Below are 25,290 nucleotides of genomic sequence, written 5' to 3'. Positions count from 1 at the left end.
GAATTGCCGGGAACGGCCCGGAAGTTTGTGCGACTCCTGTGACAACTTGTGTGCGCCCGGTGGCCGCTGGGGTCGCCGGTGCTCGTCTTCCTGTGGGGGGAAGTCCATGCATGAGCGTGCCTTCGGCATGCCGTTCCGGCGTGCCCGCAAGAGATCCGCAACGGGTGTCTCCCTGGCGGCGATCGCCTCGATCGCCCTGGCCGTCTCCGTCCTGCCCGGCGCGGGCGTGGCGGCGGCCGACGACAAGCCGGTGTCGGCCTGGGGCAAGGACAGCCCGGACTTCGAGATGCCGCCGGTGAAGGTCGGCGCGAACCGGCCGGTGGCGTCCGAGCGCTCCGAGAATCCGACGGACGAGGCGTTGCTGCCCTGGCAGCGCGAGCAGCGCGAACGCGTCAAGGGCCCCGCGGGCAAGGCGGGCGGCGGCAAGCAGGCGCCGTCCCGGTCCGCGGCCGCCGACGCTTCCACGCAGAGCCTCGTCCCCGAGGGCCAGGGCAATGTGCCCTGGCACCGCTCCACCAGCTTCGCGATCACGGACGCGCTGACCGCGAAGATCGACTACTCGACCGGCAATCTGATGCTGACGGCGACGGACTTCGACATCGCCGGCGTCGGCCAGCGCCTGCAACTGGCGCGCACCTACAACTCCCTCGACGCTCCCTGGGGCCGGGTCTCGCAGCGCTGGTGGCAGCAGTACGAGCGCTACCTGTCCATCGGCTCCTCGGAAGTGATCTTCTACGACGCCTCCGGCGCGACGGTCCGCTTCACCCAGAACAGCGACGGCTCCTTCACCACGCCCAAGGGCTACTCGCAGGACCTGAAGAAGAACGCGGACGGCACCTACACGCTGACCAAGTGGAAGTCGGGTGCGAAGGAGACCTACAACCAGTACGGGACCCTGACGAAGATCACCGACCGCAACAAGGGCACGATCACCGTCACTCAGCACGACGAGAACGGTGAGAACAAGGGCTTCAAGCTCACCGAGACCCGCTCGGGCCGCTTCATCGACCTGGTGAAGACCTACCCCTCGCAGTGGCAGGCCAAGGACAACACCGGCCGCACGGCCGTCTACAACCTCGACGCCGACGGAAATCTGGCCACCACCACCGACACCGAGGGCAAGACGGTCACCTTCCGCCACGACTCCTCCGGCCGCATCGACAAGATCACCACCGCCGAGGGCCGCGTCACCGTCTTCACCTACGACGACACCAACCGCGTCACCTCCATGCTGCGCGGCACCGCCCTCAACAGCGACGGCCACACCGGCCCGACCTGGACCTACAGCTACAGCGCCGCCTCCCCGACGGCCGCCGGGACGACCACGGCCAAGGATCCGGAGCTGCACGGCACCAAGTACGTCCACGACGGTGACGGCCGGGTCACCGAGGTGTTCGACGCGCTGGAGCGCAAGCGGTCGACGAAGTTCGACGCCAACAACAACATCGACACCAGCACGGACGCGATGGGCTCGGGCACCACCCCGGGCAACGTCACCGACTACGGCTTCAACACCCGCAACAACCTCGAGACCGTCACGCTGCCCACCGGCGGCAAGACGGTCAACAGCTGGCAGACCATCGCCGGCGGTGACGTGCCCAAGGACTCCACCAACGCCGACGGCGAGAAGACCAGCTTCACCTACGACACGGCCGGCAACACCGCTTCGGTGGCGCAGACCGGAACCGGCGGCGGCAACCTCTCCTTCGAGTACAACCCCGCCACACCCACCTGCGGCGGCTTCGAGGGCCAGCGCTGCAAGGCGAAGACGAAGATGACCTCCACCAAGACGGTCACCACCGACTTCCAGTACGACACCAAGGGCAACCTGAAGTCGGTCAAGGCCCCCGCGCCGCTGGGGGAGACGACGTTCACCTACGACGCGCTGGGCCGCACCGAGACCGTCACCGACGCCCGCGGCATCAAGAAGGTGTTCGTCTACGACGAGCTGGACCGTGTCACGACGGTGTCCACCACCAACGACACCGTGCGCTACTGGTACGACGGCGACGGCAACCTCGTGCAGCGCTCGGACAGCACGGGGACGGTGAAGTACGAGTTCGACCCGCTGCAGCGCGAGACGGTCCGCCACCTGCAGGACGGCTCCCAGACCCTGCTCGCCTACACCCCGGCCGGCAACGTCGACTACTACCGGGACCCGGCCGGCACGACCGACTACACCTGGAACGAGGTCAACAAGCTCACCGAGCTGAAGGACCCGCAGGGTCGTGTGACGACGTACAAGTACAACAACAACGACGTCCGCACCACGACGACCTACCCCGGCGGCACGGTGCACAAGGTCGACGTCGACAACTCCAGCCGTCCCAAGACCATCAAGGCGACCTCCCCGCAGGGCACCCTGGTCGACCTCGCCTATACCTACGGCTACGGAACGAACGCCGGCACCGACGGCTCCAAGATCCGCACCTCGACGGACAACGTCCGCGGCACCAAGCGCACCTACTCCTACGACGGCGCGGGCCGCTTCTCCTACGCCAAGGAGGAGAAGTCCGGTGCGGTCACGGACTCCTGGCAGTACTGCTACGACCTGGCCGGCAACCTCACCTCCCAGGGAGCCGACCAGGGCTGCCCGCGCGGCACGACCTACACCTACAACGACGCCCAGCAGCTCACGGCCAAGTCCACCACGAGCGGCCCCTGGTCCTACGACGCGATCGGCAACGAGACGGCCGGCGCCTCCACGGACGAGTACGCCCGCACGGGGGAGTCGTACACGGACCACTCGCAGCTGAAGTCGATCACGGTGGGCGGCAAGGCCTACGCGGGTCAGTACGGTTCGACCGACCAGAGTGAACGCATCAAGCTTGGCGACACCTACTTCCACAACGGCCCGCTGGGGCTGTCCGCGAAGACAACTGCCGGTGCGGACATGGGCTTCAACCGCGAACCCGGGGGCACGTTGAACTCCATGACGACCGGGGGGAAGACGTACTACTACCTCACGGACGCCATCGGCAGCGTGGTCGCCCTGGCGGACGGTGACGGCAACAAGGTCAACACCTACGCCTACAGCCCCCGCGGCGTGCGCATCCTGTCCCAGTCGTCCGAACCGGTCGCCCAGCCCTACCGCTTCGCCGGCGGCTACCAGGACCCCACCGGCCTGTACCACTTCCAGGCCCGCTACTACGACGCCAACATCGGCCGCTTCACCCAGCCCGACCCCTCCGGCCAGGAGAAGAACCCCTACCTCTACGCCGAGGGCGACCCGGTCAACCGGATCGATCCCAACGGAACACTGTCGTTCGGGCCGGTTCTGGACGCCATCTCTTTGGGTAACGACGCTGCAACCGTGGGTAAAGCATGGAATGCGGCTGTTGACGGTGACTACGGCAGGGCCGCCGGAATCACCTTCGGTCTGGCCTTCGGTAAATCGGTCGAGGGAACCTGCATCGGTGTCGCCGGATACCTTACAGGAGGTGCCGGAGCAGCGGCTGCTGCCGTTCCCTGCATGGTGGCTGGCGAGTACGCCGGTTCCTTCGCAGAGGAACAGACGGTGAAAGCCTGGTCCTAGATAGTCCCAGACGGGGCGGCGTCACCATGCGCCGCCCCGCTCACTTCGAGGAGAAGTCGTGATTCAGATCGCCTCAGAGGGTAAAGGATGGTGGATTCCCGAAGGATGGGGGCCTCTGATTTTCGTCGCTGCCGTCGCGTGCGTATTCGCTATTGTTGTCTACTATCGTAGACGGCAGAAGTGAGGTGCGTTCGGTGACGAGGAGCGCGATGGCAAAGGCCAATGAGTCCAGGCATCCCGCTGTCATCGCCAAGCGCCATTCTGTTTTGAGGCTCTGATCATTACCAGCAGAGGCACTGAATCTATCCTGATTGGGCTGCTGCGCACTCCTGCGCCGTCCTCCCCGCCGGAGAGCAGGTAAGTGCAGGACGTGGTGGGGATGGCTCCCGTCGACAAGTGCCACCCCAATCGAAATCGGTTGGCACGGCTACGTGAGCAAGACCCGATCGACTGCATTTCCTTGCTGGTTCGGTGGCTTGACCATCATCAGCGCTTGGCCCCGCTTCAGGAAGAGGAGCTTGAATGCCTGGTGGCTGAGAAATTCCATTGCTCCCTTGCTGAAAGGTCGTTGTGTTCGCAACGGTTGCTGTCGCCCGTTGGCATCGGAAGTGAGGCATGTAGTGAGAAATGGATCTAATCAGTCTTTGCGCATCTTGGCCTACTTCCTCCTTGTATGTGCATCCATAATGGCCTTGTCGGTCGTCGTTATGCTTGCCATGGGAGCCGGCCCCGCAGTCATTCACACAGCCCCACTGGTTGCGGCGGGCTGCGGCTTGCTATTGCTTCGCCACGCTAAGGGAAACAGTTAGCCTCGCCACCTCGGTTGCGGCGCTGAGGCGTCATCGAAAAGCAACTGTCGGGCGATGCGGTTCGGGTGTTCGTGAACAGCGGAGGCCCGACGCGGTGGCCGATCAGAATTATTCAGCGCTACTACGACGCCGACATCGGCCGCTTCACCCAGCCCGACCCCTCCGGCCAGGAGGAGAACCCCTACCTCTACACCGAGGGCGACCCGGTCAACCGCATCGACCCCAACGGGCTGCTGTCGCTCGACGTGGGTGGCGAAGCCTGTTTCTGGATCTGCGGTGCCGGTGTGAGCGTCAACGAGGACGGCGGCATTCATCCCTATGTCAGTGCTGGCGTCGGCACGCCTGGTGGCAGCTTCGATGCAAGTCTCGCGTCCGGATCAGCTGACAAGGGGTGGACCGGTGAAGTCGCTTGTGGCTTCGGGCCGCTTGAATTGTCAGTGGCTACTGATGGAAGCGAGGGCGTGGGTACAGGTAGCAGCACCGGAAAGTGCTCAGGTGCGGCCAAATACACCTTCTGACAGCTCGGGAGAACCTGCATGCTTGCTCTTATTGAACTCGCCAATGACCGACCCGACGGGCCGTCCTGGTCTCCTTACCTGGCCATCGGCTTGTTCATCGCAGCCATGATTTTCGTCGGTGTCATGTATGCCAAACGGCCTCGCTGAGTCCCTCTAAGGACACGAGTGAGGGCCTCCCTGATAGAGGGGCCCTCACCACCGGAAATTAGTAGAGCAGAACTACCGCGGTGGCCTGGGTACTCTCCCCAGGCCACCGAGCCGTCAGTCGCAGTGATGTGGGCGGTTCGGTGACGGTGCCGGTGCATTGTTCGGCGTCACACTTGCAGTGCCTCTCACTGTCCTGGCGTCGGACCGGAAGTCGGACAGGCGATAGTCCGGCTTCTAGGCCACGGCGAGAAGCTGCTGCCGCGCCCTGGCTGTGTTCGGCATCCTCCGCTTTCACAGCTGGCTGCACCTACCTGACCCGCAGTCGAAACCCTCGGAAACTGCTGCATGGAGGAGATACCGTGCACTCACACATCGCTTCGACGTCGCTCGCCTACAAGGGGCTTGATGGCGTACCTGTCTGGCTCTCGTTCGGAATCGTGATCGTGGCTTTCATCATTTTCGGTGTGACACAGGTCCGTAAGCGCAAGTAGCCGGAAGCGACGCAGCTGTCAGGCAACAACTCCGGTGTCTGGGTAGTTAGTTGAAAGCGTCGGTCATGCAGTCCACCCGGCAGTCGGCAGCCTCGAAGCGCTGGCGGAGGGCGGCAGCTGCTTCTTCGCGCTCCACAGAGAGGTACCCGTAGTGCCGGCGCGCCACCCGGGTCACGTCTGCGACCGTGACGATGGCCGGTTCGCCGTGTGCGGCCCGTCGACGTGCTCCGGCGATTGCCATGTCCGCGGAGCGCAGCAGATTTCTGGAACGATCCCGCATCACGGCTGCCTGGGCGCGTTTCGCCGAGAGGGGACGCAGGACACGTCCTCTCCAGATGTAGCCGGCGGCAACAAGGATGAGACCGAGCGCTACGAACAGGAGTCCGCCTGGAGCATGAGGTCGCATCCACCCAGTCTTCACCACGCACGTGGTGACCGTCATGCCCCTGCCCTCCGGTCGATGAGGGCCGCGTCGTCACCGGAGCCGTTTCTGCCGTACCTCTGACGGAAGGGTCGCCGGCGAGGCGCGGGGCTGCCGGGCCGCCGGCCGTCACGCCTGCAGCAGCACCACGCCCGACTCGCCGGGGACCCGCACCACCCCGTCCTCCCCGGGTGGGTCCACCGGCTCCCACGCGGCCAGCACGCGCGCGTGCGGTACGCCGAGCGGCAGGTCGGCCGGTTCGGCGGCCAGGTTCACGGCCACGAGGACGTCCCCCCGCCGGAACGCGATCCAGCGCCGTTCCTCGTCGAAGGCGACCTTGGTGTCGGCGAGGTCGGGGTCGGTCAGGTCCGGCTGCGCGTGGCGCAGAGCCAGGAGCTGCCGGTACCAGGCGAGCATGCGCGCGTGCGGCTCGCGCTCCGGTTCCGACCAGTCGAGGCAGGAACGGTCCCGCGTGGCATGGTCCTGCGGGTCGGGAACGTCCTCCTCCTTCCAGCCGTGCGCCGCGAACTCCCGCCGCCTGCCCTGCCGTACGGCCTCCGCGAGCTCCGGGTCGGTGTGGTCGGTGAAGAACTGCCAGGGCGTGCCCGCCGCCCACTCCTCGCCCATGAACAGCATCGGCGTGAACGGGGCGGTCAGGACCAGTGTGGCCGCGCACGCCAGCAGGCCGGGGGAGAGCAGGGCCGAGAGCCGGTCCCCCTGCGCCCGGTTGCCGATCTGGTCGTGCGTCTGGCCGTAGCCGAGCAGCCGGTGCCCCGCCACCCGGGCGCGGTCCAGCGGCCGCCCGTGGTGCCGCTCACGGAAGCTCGAGTACGTCCCGTCGTGGAAGTAGCCGCCGGTGAGGGTCTTGGCGAGACCGCCGAGCGAGGCGCGCGCGAAGTCCGCGTAGTAGCCCTGCGCCTCGCCGGTCAGCGTGGTGTGCAGGGCGTGGTGGAAGTCGTCGTTCCACTGCGCGTGCAGCCCGAGCCCGCCTTCGGAGCGCGGGGTGATCAGCCGCGGGTCGTTGAGGTCCGACTCCGCGACCAGGAACAGCGGCCGGCCGACCTCGGCGGCCAGGGCGTCCACGGCCGTCGACAGCTCCTCCAGGAAGTGCAGCGCACGCGTGTCGACCAGGGCGTGCACCGCGTCCAGCCGCAGCCCGTCGAGCCGGTAGTCCCGCAACCACGCCAGCGCGCTGCCGATCAGGAAGTCGCGCACCTCGTCCGAGCCGGGCGCGTCCAGGTTGACCGCGGCGCCCCACGGCGTGTGGTGGGTGTCGGTGAGGTACGGCCCGAAGACCGGCAGGTAGTTGCCGGAGGGGCCGAAGTGGTTGTGCACCACGTCGAGCACCACCCCGAGGCCCAGTTCGTGGGCCCGGTCGACGAAGCGCTTCAGTGCCTGGGGGCCGCCGTACGGCTCGTGCACCGCCCACAGCGAGACACCCTCGTAGCCCCAGCCATGCGTGCCGGGGAAGGGGGTGAGCGGCATCAACTCCACGTGGGTGATGCCCAGTTCGGCGAGGTTCTCCAGTCGTTCCGCGGCCGCGTCCAGCGTGCCCTCGGGCGTGTACGTGCCCACGTGGAGCTCGTACAGCACCGCACCGGCCAGCGGGCGTCCCCGCCACTGCGCGCGCCACGTGTGCCGCTCGTGGTCGACGACGGCGCTCAGTCCGTCCGGACCGTCCGGCTGCCGCCGCGAGCGCGGGTCGGGCAGCACCGGGCCGTCGTCCAGTGCGAAGCCGTACCGTGACCCCTCGTGCGCGTCCGCCTCGCCCCACCACCACCCCGGCCGCTCCGGATCGCGCTCCAACGCCTGCGTGACGCCGTCGCACTCCAGCGTCACCCGGTCGGCCTGCGGTGCCCACACCTCGAACTGCACGGACGGTTCCCCTTCGTCTGCTCACCGTGATGTAGCCCGTCCATGGTGCGTCAAACTCGATCAATCCGCTGGCCCATCCACCCATTTGCGGCGGGTCTCGCCGGTACCGGGTGCCGGGCGGCCGTCCTCCCGTTTCCTGGACAGCCCGCTCGCGCTGCCCGACAATCACCGGGTGACGTCGTCCTTCGAGTTCAACACGTACCCCGCGCGGTTGTCCGACGCGGAGCGCGACAGGGCGTTGAAGGTGCTCCGGGACGGCGCCGCCATGGGCCGCCTGTCCCACGACACGTTCGTCCGCCGCATGGAACTGGCGCTCGCCGCCCGCCGTCCCGACGAACTGGCCGTGCTCACCGCCGACCTGCCCACGGAGAGCCGTTTCTCCCGGCTGGTGTTCGGCAGCGTCGAGGCGGTCTCCGGGTTCACGGTGCGGTTGCGGCGGGCGTGGCAGGCGGAGCGACTGCCGAAGCTGCTGCTGCCGCATCCGCAGCTCGGCCATCCGCTGCGGATAGGCCGCGATCCCGCCAGCGGGCTGCGGCTCAGCCACGAGACGGTCTCCCGGGTGCATGCCGAGCTGCGGCACCAGGGCGGCCTGTGGGTCCTGCGCGACCTGGGCTCCACCAACGGCACCACCGTGAACGGGCGGCGGGTCGTCGGCGCGGCCGTCGTCCGCGAGGGCGACCAGGTGGGCTTCGGCCGCATGATGTTCCGGCTGTCGACGGCCTGACGGACGGCCCGACCCCGACGGCCTGGCGGCCCACAAGCCCATCGGCCCGGCAGCCCGTACGCCCATCGGCCCGGCGGCCTGACGTCCCGGAGGGCTCCCGCCTCGCGCCCGGCGCCCCCGGCCCGGCCGCCTCGCGCCCGGCGCCCCCGCCCGGCGGCCCCCGCACCCCCGCTCAACGGCCCCCCACCCCCCCTCGGGCACCACACACGCACACCCCCCACCCAGCGCGCCACGACGGCCAGGCGTCCGCACCACTGCGGCCTGCCCCCGGGCAGCCCCCTGACCGGAAACCGCCCCACCACTCAGCCCTGGCCTGGGATGCACCGGTTGTCGATCGACCGGAGCTGGCTCAAATACCGGTGCTGTCCACGGTGTTGACGCGCCCTCGAACTCGTGACTGACTGTGCGTACGCCCTGCACATGGGGTGAAGCCACGGCGCCGCATCGGGGAGGTGTGCCCTGCCGCCCCTGCCCCGTTATCCCACCGTCGACGAACTCGGCGCCCGGGCCGCCGCCCTCGTCGCCCGCCACCCCGGGGACGCCCGGCTGCGCCGGGTCGGCACCTCCCGGGCCGGGACCCCGCTGTGGCTGCTGTCCATCGGTCACGGCGAGCGCCACGCCCTCGTCGTCGCCGGACCCCACGCCAACGAGCCCGTGGGCGGGGCCACCGTGCTGCGCCTGGCCGAGCGGACCCTGGCCGACCCGCGGCTCACCGAGGGCGCCGACGCCACCTGGAACCTGCTGCTGTGCCTCGACCCGGACGGGCTGCGCCGCAACGAGGGCTGGCTGACCGGCCCGTACACCCTCGGCCAGTACTTCCGCCACTTCTTCCGGCCCGGGTTCCTGGAGCAGCCCGAGTGGCTGCCCGACGGCGCGGACGCTGCCGCCCTGCCCGAGACCCGGGCGCTGCTCGACGTCCAGGACGAGCTGCGGCCCGTGCTGCAGTGCTCCCTGCACGGCGTCGACGTGGGCGGGGGCTTCGTCGAGCTCACCCACGACCTGCCCGGCCTCGGCCGGCGCCTGGCACACACCGCCGCGCGGCTCGGGATCCCCCGCGAACTCGGCGCCTACGACGCGCTGTACTGGCCCGGTCTGGAACCCGCCGTCTACCGCATACCGCCGCCGCGACGGGCCGGGCTCGCCGCCGCCATCACGGAGGCCGCGGTCGAGTCGACCTGGTACCACCCGCACCGCCACGGCACCGTGACCGCGGTCGTCGAGGCCCCCATGTGGGGCGTGGCGGCCGTGTCGGACGGCTCCCCGCCCCCGGCGCGGGACGCCGTGCTGCGGGAGGTCAGCCGCACCCTGCGCCACGACACGCACCTGCTGCGCCTGCTGCTGGCCAGGATCCGCCCGCAGCTCGCCGGTGTGCCGGACGCGGCCCGGCTGCTCGCCCCGGTCGGCGACTACCTGCTGGTGTGCCCCGGCCTCGCCGACGCCTGGGACCCGGACACGGACGACGGGCCGCACCGCATGCCGCCCCTGACCTCCGCCCACCTGGCCGCCCTGCGCATCTCCGGCCGCCGGCTGGCCCTGCGCACGGCGGGGCTGCTGCACCAGCTCGTACGGGCCACCGGACGCGACACGGCAGACGTGCTGCCCGAGCTGGACCGGCTGATCGACACCTGGTGCGCCGACTACCGTGACGGTTGCCGGGCGCGCTGGGTCCCGGTCGCCCGGCAGGCCGAGTACCAGGCGCGCGTGGTGCTCTCGGCGTTCGAACTGGCCGCCCGCCGCGCCCGCCGGGCGACCCCGGCCGCGGGCCCGGGGGACGAGCCGGGAGCGGCTACTGCGTCTCCTCACGCGCGTGCAGCGCCGCCGTGACGACCGTACGGGCCTGGTGCTCGACCTGGTTCTCCAGCGGTACCCAGCGGGCCCGGAAACGCTCGGCGAACGCGTCGCTCCACGTGGCGACCAGCGTCTCCAGCTGCGCCGCCGCCCGCTCGTCGGTGCCGCGCAGCACCCGCAGCAGCATCGCCGCCGCCCGCAGCGGCACCCGGCGCACGAACGCGTCGACGCTGCCGACGTAGGCCCGGGTGAGGTCGGGGGGCGGCGTGTGGAGCAGGTCCGAGGCCAGGCCCGGCACCAGTTCCAGACCCCACCGGGCCGCCCGCAGCAGCGGCCCGTCGACCCCGGCGAGCCGGGGCAGCGCGCCGTCGAGCACGCGCGTCACCTCCAGCGCGTCGGCCTGGAGGCGCCGGGCCAGCCGGCCGATGGCAGCCGCCGGTGACGGGTGCGGAGCCGGGTCGTCGACCAGGTCGCTGGCCCACATCGGCACCTCCACCACCGCGGTGAGCCCGCCGTAGCGGTGGGCGTGGTACCAGGTGCTGAGCCGCGCGTCGTCCGGCAGGCTCGGGTACGCCGGGCCGATGTCGGGGGCGGGCATGACGTGCACGCCGGGCCCGGAGGCGGGCCAGCCCGCGGCGTCCGAGGCGCCGGTCTCCACCGGGATGTGCAACTCCGCCGCGGACTTGGCGAACGGCTCGGCCAGCCCCGGCACGTCCCGCGTCAGCTGCACCCAGCTGCCCCCCAGGTCCGTGCCGTGCAGCGTCACCTGGAGGTAGGGGCGCAGCTCGTCGATGACGCCGGTCAGGGCCCGGGTCTCGGGCGGCAGCCGGTCCGGCGGCAGCAGGGACGGGGCCCACTCCGGCTGCTCGGGTCCCGCGGGCCGGAAGAAGCCGAGGTGGTAGTCGTGCAGGCTGCGCGGCGCGGGCGTGACGTGCAGGCTGGCCCCGTCGGGGTCCGCGCACAGCAGGAAGTGCCAGGAGATGCCGTCGCGCAGCTCCCGCTGCTCCAGCACCCGGCGGGCGACCGCGAGGAGGGTGCAGGAGCCGGTCGGCTCGTTGGCGTGGGCGCCGGCCACCACCAGGACGGCGCGGGGCGCACGGCCCACGGACAGCAGGTGCAGGGGCCGCCCCGCGCGCGAGGCACCCACCTGCCGCAGGGTGCACACGCCCGGGCGCTGGGCGGTCAACGCCCGGGCGGCCGACACCAGTTCGGTCACCGTCGGGTAGCGCAGCTCCGGCAGGACACTCACCCCCGTCACATCCGCCCGAGTTCGCCTTCGCAGTACCCCACGGCCATGGTGCGAAGTCAAGGGCGCGTCGGGGGAGGCTCCCGGGGGCGCCCGGAGGCACCGGCCGACCCTGCCGGGGGACGGCGTGCCGGGCCACCCGGACGGTGACCCGGCACGCCGCCCGGCCTCAGTCGCCCGCCCGCTCCAGCAGGGCCACGGGCAGGTCGGTGAACAGCTCCGCCAGAGGCACGTGACCGGTGAACTCCCGTCCCGGCCGCAGGGCGTCCGACCAGCGGCCCGGGGGCAGCGTCAGCGAGGTGTCCCGCCAGCCGCCCGCCTCCGCCAGCCGCAGCGACAGCCGGGTCACGGCCGTCACCACCTGCCCCGAGCGTGCGAACGCCAGGCAGTGCCCGGCCGCCGGGCCCTGGGCCGACAGCGGCTGGTAGGTCGCCGTGTCGCCGAAGGCCTCCGGGCGGCGGGCCCGCACCGCCAGCGCGGCGCGGGTGAGCGCCGCCTTGGCCGCGGACGTGCCGCCCTGCTCACGGGGCGGATAGTCCACCGCCCGCCGGTTGTCGGGGTCGACCAGGGCCCGGGACTCGGCCTCCGTGCCCTGGTAGACGTCCGGAACACCCGGCATCGTCAGATGGACCAGGGCCGTGCCCAGCACGTTGGCCCGGATGTGCTCCTCCAGGGACGCGCGGAACGCGGCGACCCGCTCGCCCGGCACCCCGCACGGCCCGGCCGCGACGAACCGCTCCACGGCCTCCTCGTACGGCGGCTCCTGCTCGGTCCAGCTGGTGAACAGGCCCGCCTCGCGCACGTGCTTCAGCAGCGCGCCCTGCACCCGCTCCGGCTCCGCGGGCCCCAGGCCGAACACCGTCTGCCAGGCCGCCCAGGCCAGCTGCGCGTCCGGCACGCCCGCACCGTCGCGGGTGACCTCCGTGAGGACGTCGGCCCAGCGCTCGGGGCACTCGGTGAGCACGTTCAGCGCCGCCCGGACGTCGGCGCTGCGCTTGGTGTCGTGCGTGGAGGTCACCGTCCCGGTCAGCGGCCAGTCGCGCTGCACGCGCGCGCAGTACGCGTGGAACTCCTCCGGCGTCAGGCCGGGGCGGCCGGGGTCGCCGCCCACCTCGGTCGCCGACAGCAGCGGCACGTACCGGTAGAACGCCGTGTCCTCCACGGACTTGGCCCGCAGCGCCGAGGAGGTCTGCGCGAACCGGGTGCGGAACTCCACGTGCGCGGGCCCGTCGCCGTACCGCCCCAGCACCAGGTCGCGCACGACGTCCACCGCCCCGGCCTCCTCGGGCACGGCGAAGGCGTGCCGGGCCTCGGCGGCCGCCTCCTCGGTGACCACGGACGCGGCGCCGGTGGACTCGTAGGGCCGGTAGACCTCCATGCGCACCAGCAGCTCCTGCAGTGCGGTGCGCAGCGCCCAGGGCGCGCGGTCGCGCAGCGCCGGTTCCGGCGACGCGGCGCACAGCCGGGTCGCCGTCCGCGTCAGCCGGTCCGTCTCGGTCGCGAGCTCGTGCGTGAGGACCTTGTACGCGGCCCGCCGCACGGTCGCCTCCCACTGGCCGCCCCGGTCGGTCTGCGGGGCCGCGAAGCGCCGGTACTGCCCGAGCAGGTCCCCGCAGCCGGCCGGGTCGGCGAACACCGCGTCCATGTGCCGAAGGGCGTCGTAGCCGGTGGTGCCCGCGACGGGCCAGGAGGGCGGCAGCCGCTCGCCGTCGGCGAGGATCTTCTCCACGACCGTCCAGCGGCCGCCCGTCGCCTCGTGCAGCCGGGTGAGGTAGCCGTCGGGGTCGGCCAGCCCGTCGGGGTGGTCGATGCGCAGCCCGTCGAACACGCCCTCGTGCAGCAGCTCGAGGATCTTGTCGTGGGTGGCCTCGAAGACCTCCGGGTCCTCCACCCGGACGCCGATCAGCTCGGAGATGCTGAAGAACCGCCGGTAGTTGAGCTCGGTCCGGGCCAGCCGCCACCACACCGGGCGGTACCACTGCGCGTCCAGCAGATGCGGCAGTGCCAGGTCCTCGGTGCCCTCGCGCAGCGGGAAGACGTGGTCGTGGTAGCGCAGGACGTCCCCGTCGACGCGCAGCTCGTCGAGCACCTCGCCCAGCGGCCCGCCGAGCACCGGCACCAGCAGCTGCCCGCCCTGGGCCTCCCAGTCGATGTCGAACCAGCGCGCGTAGGGGGACTTCGGGCCCTCGCGCAGCACCTCCCACAGGGCGCGGTTGTGGCGCGGGGACATGGCCATGTGGTTGGGGACGATGTCCACCACCAGGCCGAGCCCGTGGCTCCCGGCGGTGCGCGCCAGCGCCCGCAGCCCGTCCTCGCCGCCCAGCTCCTCGCGCACGCGCGCGTGGTCGACCACGTCATAGCCGTGCGTCGAGCCCGGCACCGCCTCCAGGACGGGGGACAGGTGCAGGTGCGAGACGCCGAGCGAGGCCAGGTACGGCACGGCGGCCTCGGCTGCTCCGAACGGGAAATCGGGCTGCAACTGCAGCCGGTAGGTGGCCGTGGGCACCACCGGGTCAGGTCGCTCAGGTGTCATGCAGACCTACGTACCCGCACCGCCGGGGTTCGTGCCTCCCGCGCCGCCGGGTGCGCCGCGCGTCGCCCGGACGAGTGGCTTCGTCCGGACGACGCGGCGGCGGAGCGGCCCGTGGGCCGCGGCGGGGCTAGACGGGCCGGCGCAGCACCGTCATGCTCCGGTCGGTCAGGGTCAGCCGGTCCCCGGCCTGCACCTTCAGGCCGGTGTCGGCGGGCGCGCCCCGCGGGCGGGCCGTGTCGATCACGACCTCCCACTGCCGACCGTGATTGACCGGGATCTCGAACTCCAGCGGCTCGGGCGAGGCGTTGAACATCAGCAGGAACGAGTCGTCGCTGATGCGCTCACCGCGCGCGTCCGGTTCCGAGATGGCGTTGCCGTTGAGGAACACGGTCAGCGCCGACACCTGGGCCGAGTCCCAGTCCTCCTGCGTCATCTCCCCGCCCTCGGGCGTGAACCAGGCGATGTCGGACAGGTCGTCGTGGGTGCCCTCCACGGGCCGCCCGTGGAAGAAGCGCCGCCTGCGGAAGACGGGGTGGTTGCGGCGCAGCCACACCATCGCGCGCGTGAAGGCCAGCATCTCGGTGCTCCGGCCGCCCCCGGAGCCCTCCTCGCCCTCCTCGCCCTCCTCCGGCCACTGCACCCAGGACAGCTCGTTGTCCTGGCAGTAGGCGTTGTTGTTGCCCCCCTGGGTGCGGGCGAACTCGTCGCCGTGGCTGATCATGGGCACGCCCTGGGACAGCATCAGCGTCGCGATGAAGTTGCGCATCTGCCGCGCCCGCAGCGCCAGCACGTCCGGATCGTCGGTCTCGCCCTCGGCGCCGCAGTTCCAGGACCGGTTGTGGCTCTCGCCGTCCCGGTTGTCCTCGCCGTTGGCCTCGTTGTGCTTGTCGTTGTAGGCGACCAGGTCGTGCAGGGTGAAGCCGTCGTGGCAGGTCACGAAGTTGATCGAGGCCAGCGGACGGCGGCCGTCGTCCTGGTACAGGTCCGAGGAGCCGGTCAGCCGCGAGGCGAACTCCGCGAGGGTGCGCTGCTCGCCCCGCCACAGGTCGCGCACGGTGTCCCGGTACTTGCCGTTCCACTCGGTCCACAGCGGCGGGAAGTTCCCCACCTGGTAGCCGCCCTCGCCGACGTCCCACGGCTCGGCGATCAGCTTCACCTGGGAGACCACCGGGTCCTGCTGCACCAGGTCGAAGAACGACGACAGCCGGTCCACCTCGTGGAACTGCCGGGCGAGCGTCGCCGCCAGGTCGAAGCGGAACCCGTCGACGTGCATGTCCGTGACCCAGTACCGCAGCGAGTCCATGATCAGCTGGAGGACGTGCGGGGACCGCATGAGCAGGGAGTTCCCCGTGCCCGTGGTGTCCATGTAGTAGCGGGGGTCGTCGGTCAGCCGGTAGTAGCGCGGGTTGTCCAGGCCCTTGAAGGACAGGGTCGGGCCCAGGTGGTTGCCCTCGGCGGTGTGGTTGTAGACCACGTCGAGGATCACCTCGATGCCGGCCTCGTGCAGGGCCTTCACGGCCGACTTGAACTCCAGCACCTGCTGGCCCCGGTCGCCCCAGGACGCGTAGGCGTTGTGCGGGGCGAAGAAGCCGATGGTGTTGTAGCCCCAGTAGTTGTTCAGGCCCATGTCGACCAGGCGGTGGTCGTTCACGAACTGGTGGACGGGCATCAGCTCCAGGGCGGTGACCCCGAGCTCGGTGAGGTGCTCGATGATCGCCGGGTGCGCCAGGGCCGCGTAGGTGCCGCGCAGCTCCTCCGGGAGGCCGGGATGGCGCATGGTGAGGCCCTTGACGTGGGCCTCGTAGAGCACCGTGTGGTGGTACTCGGTGCGCGGGCGCCGGTCGTCGCCCCAGTCGAAGTACGGGTTGACCACGACCGACGTCATGGTGTGCGGCGCCGAGTCCAGATCGTTGCGCCGGTCGGGATCGTCGAAGTGGTAGCCGTAGACCTCCTCGCCCCAGTCGACGGAACCGCTGATCGCGCGCGCGTACGGGTCGAGCAGCAGCTTCGCGGAGTTGCAGCGCAGTCCGTGCTCCGGCGCGTACGGTCCGTGCACACGGAACCCGTACCGCTGTCCCGGCATGATCCCGGGCACGTACGCGTGCCGGACGAACGCGTCGCTCTCGCGGAGCTCGATCGCCGTCTCCGAGCCGTCGTCGTGCAGCAGACACAGCTCTACTCGGTCCGCGGCTTCGGTGAAGACCGCGAAGTTGGTACCGGCGCCGTCGTACGTGGCACCGAGTGGATACGCCTCTCCAGGCCAGACCTGCATGCTTACGACTCTTTCAGGTGTGCGGCGCCGGTGGGGACGCCTAGGTCCCGAGTCTCCCCGAAAGTGAGGGAACCTCCTGTGACTTATCTCCCTCTTACCGTGTGACCAGTGCATACGCGGTATGCCGAAACGTTGGGGCAATCACATACTCCCGGAGCGGTTGGGGGAGTAGGGGGACATACGTGCGCAGCAGAGTGCACCGCCATCTGGGCAAGGTGGTGGCCGGGACGGCCGTCGCGGTGGCCGGCACCGCCGTGATGATCGGGATCACGCTCCCGGGCACGGCGGGGGCGGACGAGACGCGGCCCGGGGCGGGGCGGTCCGTCCCACAGGAAGCCGGCGCGGACGGGGCGGGCCGGGCGGTGGCGCCGGGGGTCGTCGAGCAGGCGCCGGCCGAAGGGGAGAAGGGCACGGGCCGGGACCCGCTGACCGACGACGAGACGCAACGGGTCGCGAAGATCGCCCTCAGCCGGCAGCTGTTCCGCAGCGGCGAGGGCGTGGACGGCGAACGGGGACCGCAGCTGCTCGGCGTCGACCTCGCCGAGCCCGAGGCGGACGAGGTGGGCGACCCGGCGGCGCCGCGGCGCGCCGACGTGACGTTCTACGACTACCGGGACGACACCCTCGTCACCCGGACCGTCGAACTGGGCACCGGCAAGGTGGTGCGGACCGGCACCCAGCACGGAGTGCAGCCGCCGCTCAGCCTCGCCGAGAAGGCCCAGGCCGCCGCCCTCCTCATCGCCGACCCGCTCGGGGCGGATCTCAAGGCCGACTACAAGGACGCCACCGGACGGCCGCTGACCTCGGCCGACCAGCTCCGGCTCAGCGGCGCCGTCTACCGGGCCGCGCCGGGCGCCCAGCCGGCCGCGCTGGACCGCTGCGGCGAGCACCGCTGCGTCCGGCTGTTCCCGAAGATCAAGAACGGGCCGTGGGTCGACGCCCGGTCGCTCGTGATCGACCTGAGCGCCCGCAGGGTCGCCCGGCTCGACCACTGAGCCGCTCCCTCCGCTCACCCGTCCACCTCGCTTCCCTGGCAGGGAGTCATCTCGTCATGCGTGTGAACAGCACCAGCACGGCCCGTACCCGCGTGGCCGCGGGCCTGACCGTGGCCGCCCTGGCGGCCGGTGTCACCACCGGCGCCGGACCGGCCGCCGCCCGCCCGCAGGCCGCCCCCGCACCGGCCGCCGACTGCAGCGCGGCCTACCGCATCGAGCAGAAGCTCTCCACCGGCACCACCTGGCGGATGTGCTGGCGCTACGACGGCAAGGCCGGCCTCGTCCTGGAGAACATCACGTACCAGCCCAAGGGGGAGGCCAAACCGATCAAAGTCCTGAACAGCGCCCGGCTCGGCCAGATCCACGTCCCCTACGACGACGGCAAGGTCGAGTACGACGACCTGACCGGCTTCGACTTCGCCCAGGGGCTGATGAACCTGGCCCCCGGCGAGTGCCCGGGCGGCACGATCAAGACGGTCAAGGTCCCCGACTCCTGGAACGAGGACCCGAACGTCAAGGGCCTGTGCACCACCACCCGCTCCCGCGGCCACGCCTACCGCATGCAGGGCGACACGGCGAACAAGGTCTTCCAGACCGCGGGCAAGGACCTCCTCGTCTACACGGTGAACCAGGTCGGCTGGTACGAGTACATGTCCGAGTGGCGCTTCCAGGACGACGGCACGATCACCATGAACGTCGGCGCCACCGGCAGCCTGTCCTACGACGACTACGACGCCGGCGACGGCCGCGGCTGGCCCATCGGCAAGGGCGCGAGGGCCAAGGCCACCAGCCACAGCCACAACGCGTTCTGGCGGCTGGACTTCGCCCTCGACGGCTCCACGAAGAACACCGTCGAGCAGTACGACTCCACGGTCACCGCGCCCACCCGGGGACAGCGCGCCCCCACCACGAAGACCACCCGCACCAAGGTCACCAAGGAACTCGCCGGGGACAGCAAGAACTACCGGTGGTGGCGCGTGGTCAGCGCGGCCGGCAAGAACAAGGACGGACACGCGCGCTCCTACGAGATCGTCCCGGGGCCGTCCACCAGATACCCGGGCCGCGCCTACACCAAGCACGACGTGTACGTCACCCAGTACAACAAGTGCGAACTGTTCGCCAGCCACAACCCCGGCAACTGCGGTGCCGGCGCCGGAAAGTCCGTCGACAAGTGGGTCGACGGGCAGACCCTCACCCACCCGGTGGTCTGGACGAACATCGGTTTTCACCACATAGCCCGGGACGAGGACCAGCAGCCCATGCCGGTGCACTGGCAGGGATTCTCCATCGCCCCGCGCGACGTCACCGCGATGAACCCGCTCACCCCGGCCGAGCTCGACTGGCAGAACGGGCACTGGCAGCCGCGCAGTTGAGAAAGATGCCGCCCATCCGGCTGCACCGCCGACCGCTCCCGGAGTACCCTTCCTTGATCGTTGGGTGGGGCTCCGGGACGTGCGACGCCGGGCCCCTCGGCAGAGCTCGGGGGAGCGGAAGGCGGTGCGCGGGTGGGCTCGGGAGGGCTGGAGCTGCCCCCTGGTGACGCGGGTCACGAGGGGAGCTCCGCAGACGTCCCGCCCGGTGCCGTGTCCCTGGCCCGGCCGATGGACGCGGCGGGCTCGATCGGCCCGGAGCTGGACTGGGGCGCCGACGCCTGGCGCGAGGTCCGCACCCGGGCCCAGCGGGCCGGCCGGGCCTACATCTGGCTGAACCTCGTCGAGCAGCGGCTGCGCGCGGTCGTCGCCGCCGTGCTGCGTCCCGTCTACGAGCCCGTCCACGGCGAGGACTGGGTGGTGGCCGCGGCCGGCCCGGCGGGCCAGGAGTGGGTGCAGCGGGCGGTCGCGGTCCGCGAGGTCAGCCGCCGCAAGGGCTATCTGCTCGACCCGGCCGACGACAACGTGCTCTCCTTCCTCACCCTGCCCCAGCTACGCGAGCTGATGGTGCAGCACTGGCCCTGCTTCGAGCCCTACTTCGACGACCGGCGTGACGTCGAACTCGCCCTGGACGAGCTCGAGGTGACCCGCAACGTCGTCTCCCGCAACCGGGCCCTGTCCGAGGCGGTGCTGAACCAGGCCGAGCGCGCCTCGGCCCGCCTGCTGGAGATGCTCGGCGCGGGCGGTGACGTGCCCTCCGCCCGGCGGCTGCCCGTCGACGCCGTCGAGGACCTGGTCGGCGACCGCTACGCCGACGTCGTCGCCGTCCACTCGGACCGTGTGCGGCTGATGCGGCAGTTCCCGGCCGAGGACATCTTCGGCGGCGCCCGCCGCCTCGACGCCATCGGCATCGGCCTCAACCTGCTCGTGCAGAACTTCTCCGGCCGGCGCCTGGTGCGGCTGGCCGAGTCCGGCTGCCGCGTCCGGCTGCTGTTCCTCAACCCGGCCTCCAGCGCGGTCAAGCGGCGCGAGCGGGAGCTCGGCATCAAGCGCGGCGAGCTCGGCCGGGCCGTGGAGATGAACATCCTGCACATGCGCCGGGTGCGCGCGCGGCTGCGCGACCCGGGGGCCTTCGAGATCCAGGTCTTCGACGAGACGCCCCGCTTCACCGCCTACCTCGTCGACGGCGACGGGGCGGACGGCATCGCGGTCGTGCAGAACTACCTGCGCCGCACCCGGGGCATGGAGGCGCCCGTGTTCGTGCTGCGCAACAGCGGCAGGGTGGTCAAGCCGGGTGAGAGCGACGAAAGCGGACTCTTCCCCACCTATCGCGAGGAGTTCGAGGTGATGTGGGCGGATTCGCGACCCGTGTCGTGAGCCCCCCGGGCGCCAGGCGGCCGCCCGCGGGGCCCCGTGGAAGCGGAGCGCGGTCCTTCGATTGTCAGTGGTGCGTGGGAAGGTGGGGACCACTGGGGGAACGCACCACAAGAAGGGGGGCCCGTCCATGGGCTGGCACCGGGAGCTGCTGATCGGCTTCGACCTGGAGACGACGGGCACGGATCCGCGCGAGGCGCGCATCGTCACGGGGGCCGTGATCGAGGTCCGGGGCGGGGAGCCGGGGGGCCGCCGCGAGTGGCTCGCCGACCCGGGGGTGCCGATCCCCGAGGACGCGGTGGCGGTGCACGGCATCAGCAGCGAGCGGGCGGCCGCCGAGGGCAGACCGGCCGACCGGGTGGCGGACGCCCTCGCGGACGTCCTCACCTCTTACTGGAAGGCGGGCGTGCCGGTCGTCGCCTACAACGCGACCTTCGATCTCACCCTGCTCTCCGCCGAGTTGAGACGCCACGGCCTGCCGTCCCTGCGTGAGCGGCTGGGCGGCGCCGACCCGGCCCCGGTCATCGACCCGTACACCATCGACCGCCGGGTCGACCGCTACCGCCGCGGCAAACGCAACCTCGAAGCGGTCTGCGCGGAGTACGGCGTCGTCCTGGACGCGGCGCACGACGCCCTGGCGGACGCCCTGGCCGCGGCCCGTCTGGCGGGCGCGATAGCCGACCGCCACCCCAAGATCGCGATGCTCGGCCCGGCGGACCTGCACCACCGCCAGATCGAGTGGCACGCGCAGTGGGCGGCGGACTTCCAGGACTTCCTGCGCGCCAAGGGCGACCCGGCGGCCCGCGTCGACGGGGCGTGGCCCCTGCGGGAGTTGGCCGGCGAACCGGTCTGAACGGCCGGGCGGCTCGGTCAGAACGGATACCACCGCACGGTCTCGTCCCCCTCGCGCAGCGACGTCACGCGCCGCTCGAACTCGGCGCGTGCCTTCGGGTTGCCGGGCGCGTGCTGCGCGACCCATGCGCAACTGGCCGTCTCCCGCGCCCCGCGCAGCACCGAACAGCCCTCCCACTCGCGCACGTCCCAGCCGTAGGCGCGGGTGAAGGACGCGTAGTCCGCATCCGGCAGCCCGTACCGGTCGTGGGACAGCGCCATCACCACCAGGTCGTGCTCGCGCAGGTCGGCGGAGACCGTCTCCAGGTCCACCAGGACCGGGCCGTCCGGCCCGACGTGGACGTTGCGCGGCAGGGCGTCCCCGTGGATCGGCCCCGGCGGCAGCTGCGGTGTCAGGGCGGCGGCCTGCGCGGCGAACCCGTCCCGCCGGGCCCGCAGATAGGCCGCGTCCACCGGGTCGACCGCGTCCCCGGCGAGCCGCAGCCACCGCTCCACCCCGCCCAGCAGGTCCCGGGCCGGCAGCGTGAAAGGAGGAAGAGGCGTGGCGTGCACGATCCGCAGCAGTTCGGCCAGATCCCGCGGCTCGGCGGGCCGTACGGCGTCCTGCAGCCGGTGCCAGACCGTCACCGGGTGCCCGTCGACGAGCAGCGCCTCCGGCTCGGCCGCCCGCACCGCCGGCACACCGGCCCCGGCGAGCCATGCCGCGACCTCCAGTTCGTGGCGGGCCCGGTCCAGCAGCTCGGTGTCCCGGCCGACCTTGACGACCAGGTCACCCGCGGCGAACACCGCGTTCTCGCCCAGGGCCAGCAGCCGCGCCTCGCGTGCCGTGCCGGGCAGCACCCCGGCCCCGGCCAGTACGTCTCGCGCCCGTGCCTCGTCCATCGTCCGCCTCCGTCGTCCGTGCCGGGGCCGCCCTTTCCGGCCACCGCCGTCGACAGTGTCGCATCGGTACAGGTCACAGGGCATGTGTGCTCCCTTGACGAGGCGGACGGCCTTCACGACCATGAGCGGGCCGGCCGAGCCGCACAGAGGGGCTGATTCCGTGACGTCCGTGACCGAGGCGCGGCCCCCGGGCCGGCAGGCGGGCCCCGGGCCCGGCCGGGCCCCGTCCCGGCGGGCCGTCGACCACGGTGCCTGGTTCCTGGTGCTGCCCGCCCTGATCCCGATCCTCGTCCTGAGCGTCGGCCCCCTGCTGTACGGCGTGCTGCTGGCCTTCACCGACGCCCAGTCGGGCCGGACCCGCGCCACGCAGTGGATCGGCGCCCTCAACTTCCGCGACCTGCTGCACGACACCTTGTTCTGGGAGTCGTTCCGGATCGGGCTGGTCTGGGCGGTCGGGGTGACCGTGCCGCAGTTCCTGCTCGCCCTGGGGCTCGCCCTGCTGCTCGACCAGGACCTCAGGCTCCGCTGGCTGGCCCGCGCCCTGGCGATCGTCCCCTGGGCCATGCCCGAGGTGGTCGTCGGCGTCATGTGGCGGCTGGTCTACCACCCCGACGCGGGAGTGCTGAACGAGACCCTGCGCGACGTCGGGCTGGGCGGCGGGCGGGACTGGCTCAGCGGCCTGGCCACCGCCCTGCCCGCGGTGATCCTCGTGGGCGTCTGGGCGGGCATGCCGCAGACGACGGTCGCCCTGCTCGCCGGGCTGCAGAACACCCCGCGCGAACTCCACGAGGCCGCGGCGGTCGACGGCGCGGGCGCCTGGCGCCGCTTCCGCACGGTCACCTGGCCCGCCCTGAGACCCGTCGCCCTGGCCGTCACGGCCCTCAACCTCATCTGGAACTTCAACTCCTTCGCCCTGGTCTACGTCCTCACCAGCGGCGGCCCGGGCGGGCGGACCCGCCTGCCGATGCTGTTCGCCTACGAGGAGGCCTTCCGCTACGGGCAGTTCGGCTACGCGGCGGCGATGGGCTGCGTGATGGTGGCCCTCGTCTCGATCGCGCTGGCGGTGTTCCTGGCCGGGCGCCTGAGGGCGGGTGACGGCACGTGAGGACCAGCACCCCGGCCCGCGCCGGCCAGTACACCGCGCTGCTCGCCTACCTCGTCTTCCTGGCCTTCCCGTTCCTGTGGCTCGTCTCCACCGCGTTCAAGCCGCCGCGCGAGCTGGGCAGCCTGCACCCCACCTGGATCCCGCGCGACCCCACCCTGGACAACTTCCGCCAGGCCTTCGACGAGCAGCCGCTGCTGCACGCCGCCCTCAACTCCCTGCTGGCCGCGGCATCGGCGGCGGTCGTCGCTGTCGTGATCGCCACGCCCATGGCCTACGTGCTCGCCCGGCGCCGCACCCGGCTCGCCCGGGCGGTGACGGGCTGGGTGGTGGTCAGCCAGGCCTTCCCGTTCGTGCTGCTGATCATCCCGCTGTTCCTGGTGCTGAAGAACCTCCGGCTGATCGACTCCGCGGCGGGGCTGGTGCTGGTGTACGTGGTGTGGGCCCTGCCCTTCGCGCTGTGGATGCTCACCGGGTACGTCCGGGCCGTGCCGCCCGAGCTGGAGGAGGCCGCCGCCGTCGACGGGGCGGGCCGAATGCGGACCCTGGTCTCGGTCACCGCGCCCCTGCTCGCGCCGGGCATCGTGGCGACCGGGCTGTTCGCCTTCATCACCGCGTGGAACGAGTTCTTCTTCGCGCTGGTGCTGCTCAAGACACCGGAGAAGCAGACGCTGCCGGTCGTGCTCACCCACTTCATCGGCGCGGAGGGCGTCGCCGACCTCGGGCCGCTGGCCGCCGCCGCGTTCCTCGCGACCCTGCCCTCCCTGGTCGTCTTCGCGATCGTCCAGCGGCGCATCACCGGCGGCATGCTCACCGGGGCGGTGAAGAGCTGATGCGCGCCCGTCTTCTTCCCCTCGTCCTGACGCTGCTGCTCCTCGCGGGCTGCTCCGCCGGCGGCGTCCGCGACGACGACGGCCGCATCACCCTCCGCTTCCAGTCCCTGGCCTGGCAGGAGGAGTCCGTCCGGGCCACCGAGGCACTGGTGGAGGAGTGGAACGCCGGCCACCCCCGGGTGCGCGTCGAGTACGTGCAGGGCAGCTGGGACAGCGTCCACGACCAGCTCCTCACCGCCTTCGAGGGCGGCGAGGCGCCCGACATCATCCACGACGCCTCCGACGACCTCGCGGACTTCGCCTACGGCGGCCACCTGGCCGACCTCACCGGTCTGCTGCCCGCCCGGCTCACCGAGGACATCCCGCGGCGCAGCTGGGCGACCACCACGTTCGGGGACGGCGTCTACGGCGTGCCGTTCCTTCAGGAACCGCGCGTGCTGATCGCGAACTCGGCGTGGCTGGAGCGGGCGGGGGTGCGCATCCCGACGCCCGAACGGCCGTGGAGCTGGGCCGAATTCCGCCGGATCACCGCGCGCCTGAGCGGCCCGGGGAAGTACGGCGTCGCCTGGCCGCTCAAGGAGCCCGTCTCCGCCACGCTCAACCTCTCGCTGTCGGAGGGCGGCCGGCTCTTCCACCGCGGGCCCGACGGCAAGGTCACCGTCCGCTTCGACGAGGCCGACCAGGTCGTGCCGCGCACCGTGCACGAGCAGGTGAACACCGACCGCAGCGCCTCACCGACCACCCTGGGCAGCGGCGGCTCGGACACCCTGCCCGGCTTCTTCGGCGGCCGCCACGCCATGGTCCCGCTGGGCTTCTCCTACCGGCAGCAGATCGTCCAGCAGGCACCGAAGGGCTTCGCGTGGCGGGTGCTGCCCGCCCCGGCCGGCGCCGACGGACTCACCCAGGGCGTCAGTCCCCAGACCCTGTCCATCGCCGAGGACTGCCCGCACAAGCGCGAGGCCGCCGCGTTCCTGGACTTCCTGCTGCGCCCGGACAACATGGTCCGTCTCGCCCTCGGCGACTGGATGCTGCCGACCGGCACCGAGGCCCTGCGGCACCCGGCGCTGCGCACCACCCGGTACGGCTGGGCCACCGGCACCGCCCTGGCCGGGCACCTGCGCCCGGCTCCCGCGCAGACGGTCCGGGGCTACCCGGAGTGGAAGGACAAGGTGGCGACACCGGCACTCCAGGAGTACTACAGCGGGGCCATCGGCCTCGGCGAGGTGCGCAGACGGCTGGAGAGGGACGGCAACCTGGTCCTCGCCCGGTACCAGCGCTGACCCGGCCCCGGCGAGCCCCGCCCCGCTGCCCGGCGGGAGACCCTCCCGACGGCGGGTGCCGTCCCGCCGCCCCGCCGCCCTGCCGGCCGGTCCCGGCGTCTCCCGGCGGGTGGTCGGCTCCCCCTGCCGCGAAAACCCGTTGTCCGCCCACCGAGCCCGGCCTGGCGTGCTGTCCGTGGGTATCAACGCCATCCACCTCACCGGTCACGGCCGGGGCTGTGCGCACGCCGCCAGGACGCGCCG

General features: G+C 71.6%; 16 protein-coding genes and 1 pseudogene. 11 read left to right on the top strand and 6 right to left on the bottom strand.

Going from position 1 to position 25,290, the window contains the following annotated elements; all coding sequences use genetic code 11:
- Nucleotides 1-106 precede the first annotated feature (106 nt).
- On the top strand, nt 107-3,535 hold the full coding sequence (locus tag ACZ6ZN_RS05425) for an RHS repeat-associated core domain-containing protein (RefSeq protein ID WP_469643216.1): 3,429 nt from the start codon (nt 107-109) through the stop codon (nt 3,533-3,535).
- 925 nt (nt 3,536-4,460) lie between these two features.
- Nucleotides 4,461-4,862 (top strand): annotated as a pseudogene (locus tag ACZ6ZN_RS05420) (RHS repeat-associated core domain-containing protein); the annotation flags it as partial.
- Between the two features lie 684 nt (nt 4,863-5,546).
- Here ACZ6ZN_RS05420 and ACZ6ZN_RS05415 read toward each other — a convergent pair.
- Both ACZ6ZN_RS05415 and treZ read right to left on the bottom strand, forming a co-directional pair.
- Nucleotides 5,547-5,942 carry a hypothetical protein gene (locus ACZ6ZN_RS05415; RefSeq protein ID WP_469643214.1) on the bottom strand — a complete coding sequence of 132 codons (396 nt, stop codon included), beginning with the start codon at nt 5,940-5,942 and terminating at the stop codon, nt 5,547-5,549.
- Between the two features lie 108 nt (nt 5,943-6,050).
- Nucleotides 6,051-7,796, bottom strand: a complete 1,746-nt coding sequence (treZ, locus tag ACZ6ZN_RS05410) for a malto-oligosyltrehalose trehalohydrolase (RefSeq protein ID WP_469643212.1) — start codon at nt 7,794-7,796, stop codon at nt 6,051-6,053.
- Between the two features lie 172 nt (nt 7,797-7,968).
- On the opposite strand from treZ, the gene ACZ6ZN_RS05405 reads away from it, so the two are divergent.
- Nucleotides 7,969-8,520, top strand: a complete 552-nt coding sequence (locus ACZ6ZN_RS05405) for an FHA domain-containing protein (protein ID WP_398109673.1) — start codon at nt 7,969-7,971, stop codon at nt 8,518-8,520.
- Nucleotides 8,521-8,979: 459 nt separating this feature from the next.
- Complete coding sequence (locus ACZ6ZN_RS05400; RefSeq protein ID WP_469643969.1) at nt 8,980-10,344, top strand: M14 family zinc carboxypeptidase; 1,365 nt, start codon at nt 8,980-8,982, stop codon at nt 10,342-10,344.
- On the opposite strand, the gene ACZ6ZN_RS05395 is transcribed toward ACZ6ZN_RS05400, so the two are convergent.
- The 3 genes from ACZ6ZN_RS05395 to glgX form a co-directional block, all read right to left on the bottom strand.
- Nucleotides 10,307-11,557: a M14 family zinc carboxypeptidase gene (locus ACZ6ZN_RS05395; RefSeq protein WP_398109672.1), complete on the bottom strand. Its 1,251-nt coding sequence runs from the start codon at nt 11,555-11,557 to the stop codon at nt 10,307-10,309. The two genes, ACZ6ZN_RS05400 and ACZ6ZN_RS05395, sit on opposite strands and share 38 nt — an antisense overlap.
- Nucleotides 11,558-11,723: 166 nt before the next feature.
- The gene (gene treY / locus ACZ6ZN_RS05390; protein ID WP_469643209.1) at nt 11,724-14,087 is read right to left on the bottom strand and encodes a malto-oligosyltrehalose synthase; all 2,364 of its coding nucleotides are present in this window, start codon (nt 14,085-14,087) and stop codon (nt 11,724-11,726) included.
- 127 nt (nt 14,088-14,214) lie between these two features.
- Nucleotides 14,215-16,359 (bottom strand): glycogen debranching protein GlgX, encoded by a 2,145-nt coding sequence (gene glgX, locus ACZ6ZN_RS05385; protein WP_469643207.1) that lies wholly within the window; start codon nt 16,357-16,359, stop codon nt 14,215-14,217.
- A gap of 182 nt (nt 16,360-16,541) precedes the next feature.
- Between glgX and ACZ6ZN_RS05380 the strand changes: the two genes are divergently transcribed.
- The 4 genes from ACZ6ZN_RS05380 to ACZ6ZN_RS05365 all read left to right on the top strand — a co-directional run bounded on the left by ACZ6ZN_RS05380 (nt 16,542) and on the right by ACZ6ZN_RS05365 (nt 20,951).
- On the top strand, nt 16,542-17,354 hold the full coding sequence (locus ACZ6ZN_RS05380) for a Tat pathway signal sequence domain protein (RefSeq protein WP_469643205.1): 813 nt from the start codon (nt 16,542-16,544) through the stop codon (nt 17,352-17,354).
- Nucleotides 17,355-17,410: 56 nt separating this feature from the next.
- On the top strand, nt 17,411-18,727 hold the full coding sequence (locus ACZ6ZN_RS05375; protein ID WP_398109668.1) for a copper amine oxidase: 1,317 nt from the start codon (nt 17,411-17,413) through the stop codon (nt 18,725-18,727).
- Between the two features lie 132 nt (nt 18,728-18,859).
- Nucleotides 18,860-20,101 (top strand): SAV2148 family HEPN domain-containing protein, encoded by a 1,242-nt coding sequence (locus ACZ6ZN_RS05370; protein ID WP_398109667.1) that lies wholly within the window; start codon nt 18,860-18,862, stop codon nt 20,099-20,101.
- A gap of 127 nt (nt 20,102-20,228) precedes the next feature.
- Complete coding sequence (locus ACZ6ZN_RS05365; RefSeq protein WP_398109666.1) at nt 20,229-20,951, top strand: 3'-5' exonuclease; 723 nt, start codon at nt 20,229-20,231, stop codon at nt 20,949-20,951.
- Between the two features lie 17 nt (nt 20,952-20,968).
- Here the strand turns inward: ACZ6ZN_RS05365 and ACZ6ZN_RS05360 are convergent, their stop codons facing one another.
- A complete protein-coding gene (locus ACZ6ZN_RS05360; protein ID WP_469643202.1) occupies nt 20,969-21,832 on the bottom strand; it encodes a phosphotransferase enzyme family protein in 864 nt (287 codons plus the stop codon).
- Between the two features lie 160 nt (nt 21,833-21,992).
- On the opposite strand from ACZ6ZN_RS05360, the gene ACZ6ZN_RS05355 reads away from it, so the two are divergent.
- The 3 genes from ACZ6ZN_RS05355 to ACZ6ZN_RS05345 are packed head-to-tail and all read left to right on the top strand — an operon-like array spanning nt 21,993 to nt 25,047.
- A complete protein-coding gene (locus ACZ6ZN_RS05355) occupies nt 21,993-22,937 on the top strand; it encodes a carbohydrate ABC transporter permease (RefSeq protein WP_398109664.1) in 945 nt (314 codons plus the stop codon).
- Nucleotides 22,934-23,767 carry a carbohydrate ABC transporter permease gene (locus ACZ6ZN_RS05350; protein ID WP_469643200.1) on the top strand — a complete coding sequence of 278 codons (834 nt, stop codon included), beginning with the start codon at nt 22,934-22,936 and terminating at the stop codon, nt 23,765-23,767. Before ACZ6ZN_RS05355 ends, ACZ6ZN_RS05350 begins: the two co-directional genes overlap by 4 nt.
- The gene (locus ACZ6ZN_RS05345) at nt 23,767-25,047 is read left to right on the top strand and encodes an ABC transporter substrate-binding protein (RefSeq protein ID WP_469643198.1); all 1,281 of its coding nucleotides are present in this window, start codon (nt 23,767-23,769) and stop codon (nt 25,045-25,047) included. Before ACZ6ZN_RS05350 ends, ACZ6ZN_RS05345 begins: the two co-directional genes overlap by 1 nt.
- Nucleotides 25,048-25,290 lie beyond the last annotated feature (243 nt).

It is taken from the genome of Streptomyces sp. NPDC053665 (assembly GCF_055585285.1).
The sequence above is the reverse complement of the archived record's forward strand: the minus strand, read 5'-3'. Positions and strand labels throughout refer to the sequence as shown.

Coding starts and splice junctions, on each gene's coding strand:
- ACZ6ZN_RS05425 (WP_469643216.1), top strand. CDS start 107: ATGCATGAGCGTGCCTTCGGCATGCCGTTCCGGCGTGCCCGCAAGAGA.
- ACZ6ZN_RS05415 (WP_469643214.1), bottom strand. CDS start 5,942: ATGACGGTCACCACGTGCGTGGTGAAGACTGGGTGGATGCGACCTCAT.
- treY (WP_469643209.1), bottom strand. CDS start 14,087: ATGACACCTGAGCGACCTGACCCGGTGGTGCCCACGGCCACCTACCGG.
- glgX (WP_469643207.1), bottom strand. CDS start 16,359: ATGCAGGTCTGGCCTGGAGAGGCGTATCCACTCGGTGCCACGTACGAC.
- ACZ6ZN_RS05375 (WP_398109668.1), top strand. CDS start 17,411: ATGCGTGTGAACAGCACCAGCACGGCCCGTACCCGCGTGGCCGCGGGC.
- ACZ6ZN_RS05365 (WP_398109666.1), top strand. CDS start 20,229: ATGGGCTGGCACCGGGAGCTGCTGATCGGCTTCGACCTGGAGACGACG.
- ACZ6ZN_RS05360 (WP_469643202.1), bottom strand. CDS start 21,832: ATGGACGAGGCACGGGCGCGAGACGTACTGGCCGGGGCCGGGGTGCTG.
- ACZ6ZN_RS05345 (WP_469643198.1), top strand. CDS start 23,767: ATGCGCGCCCGTCTTCTTCCCCTCGTCCTGACGCTGCTGCTCCTCGCG.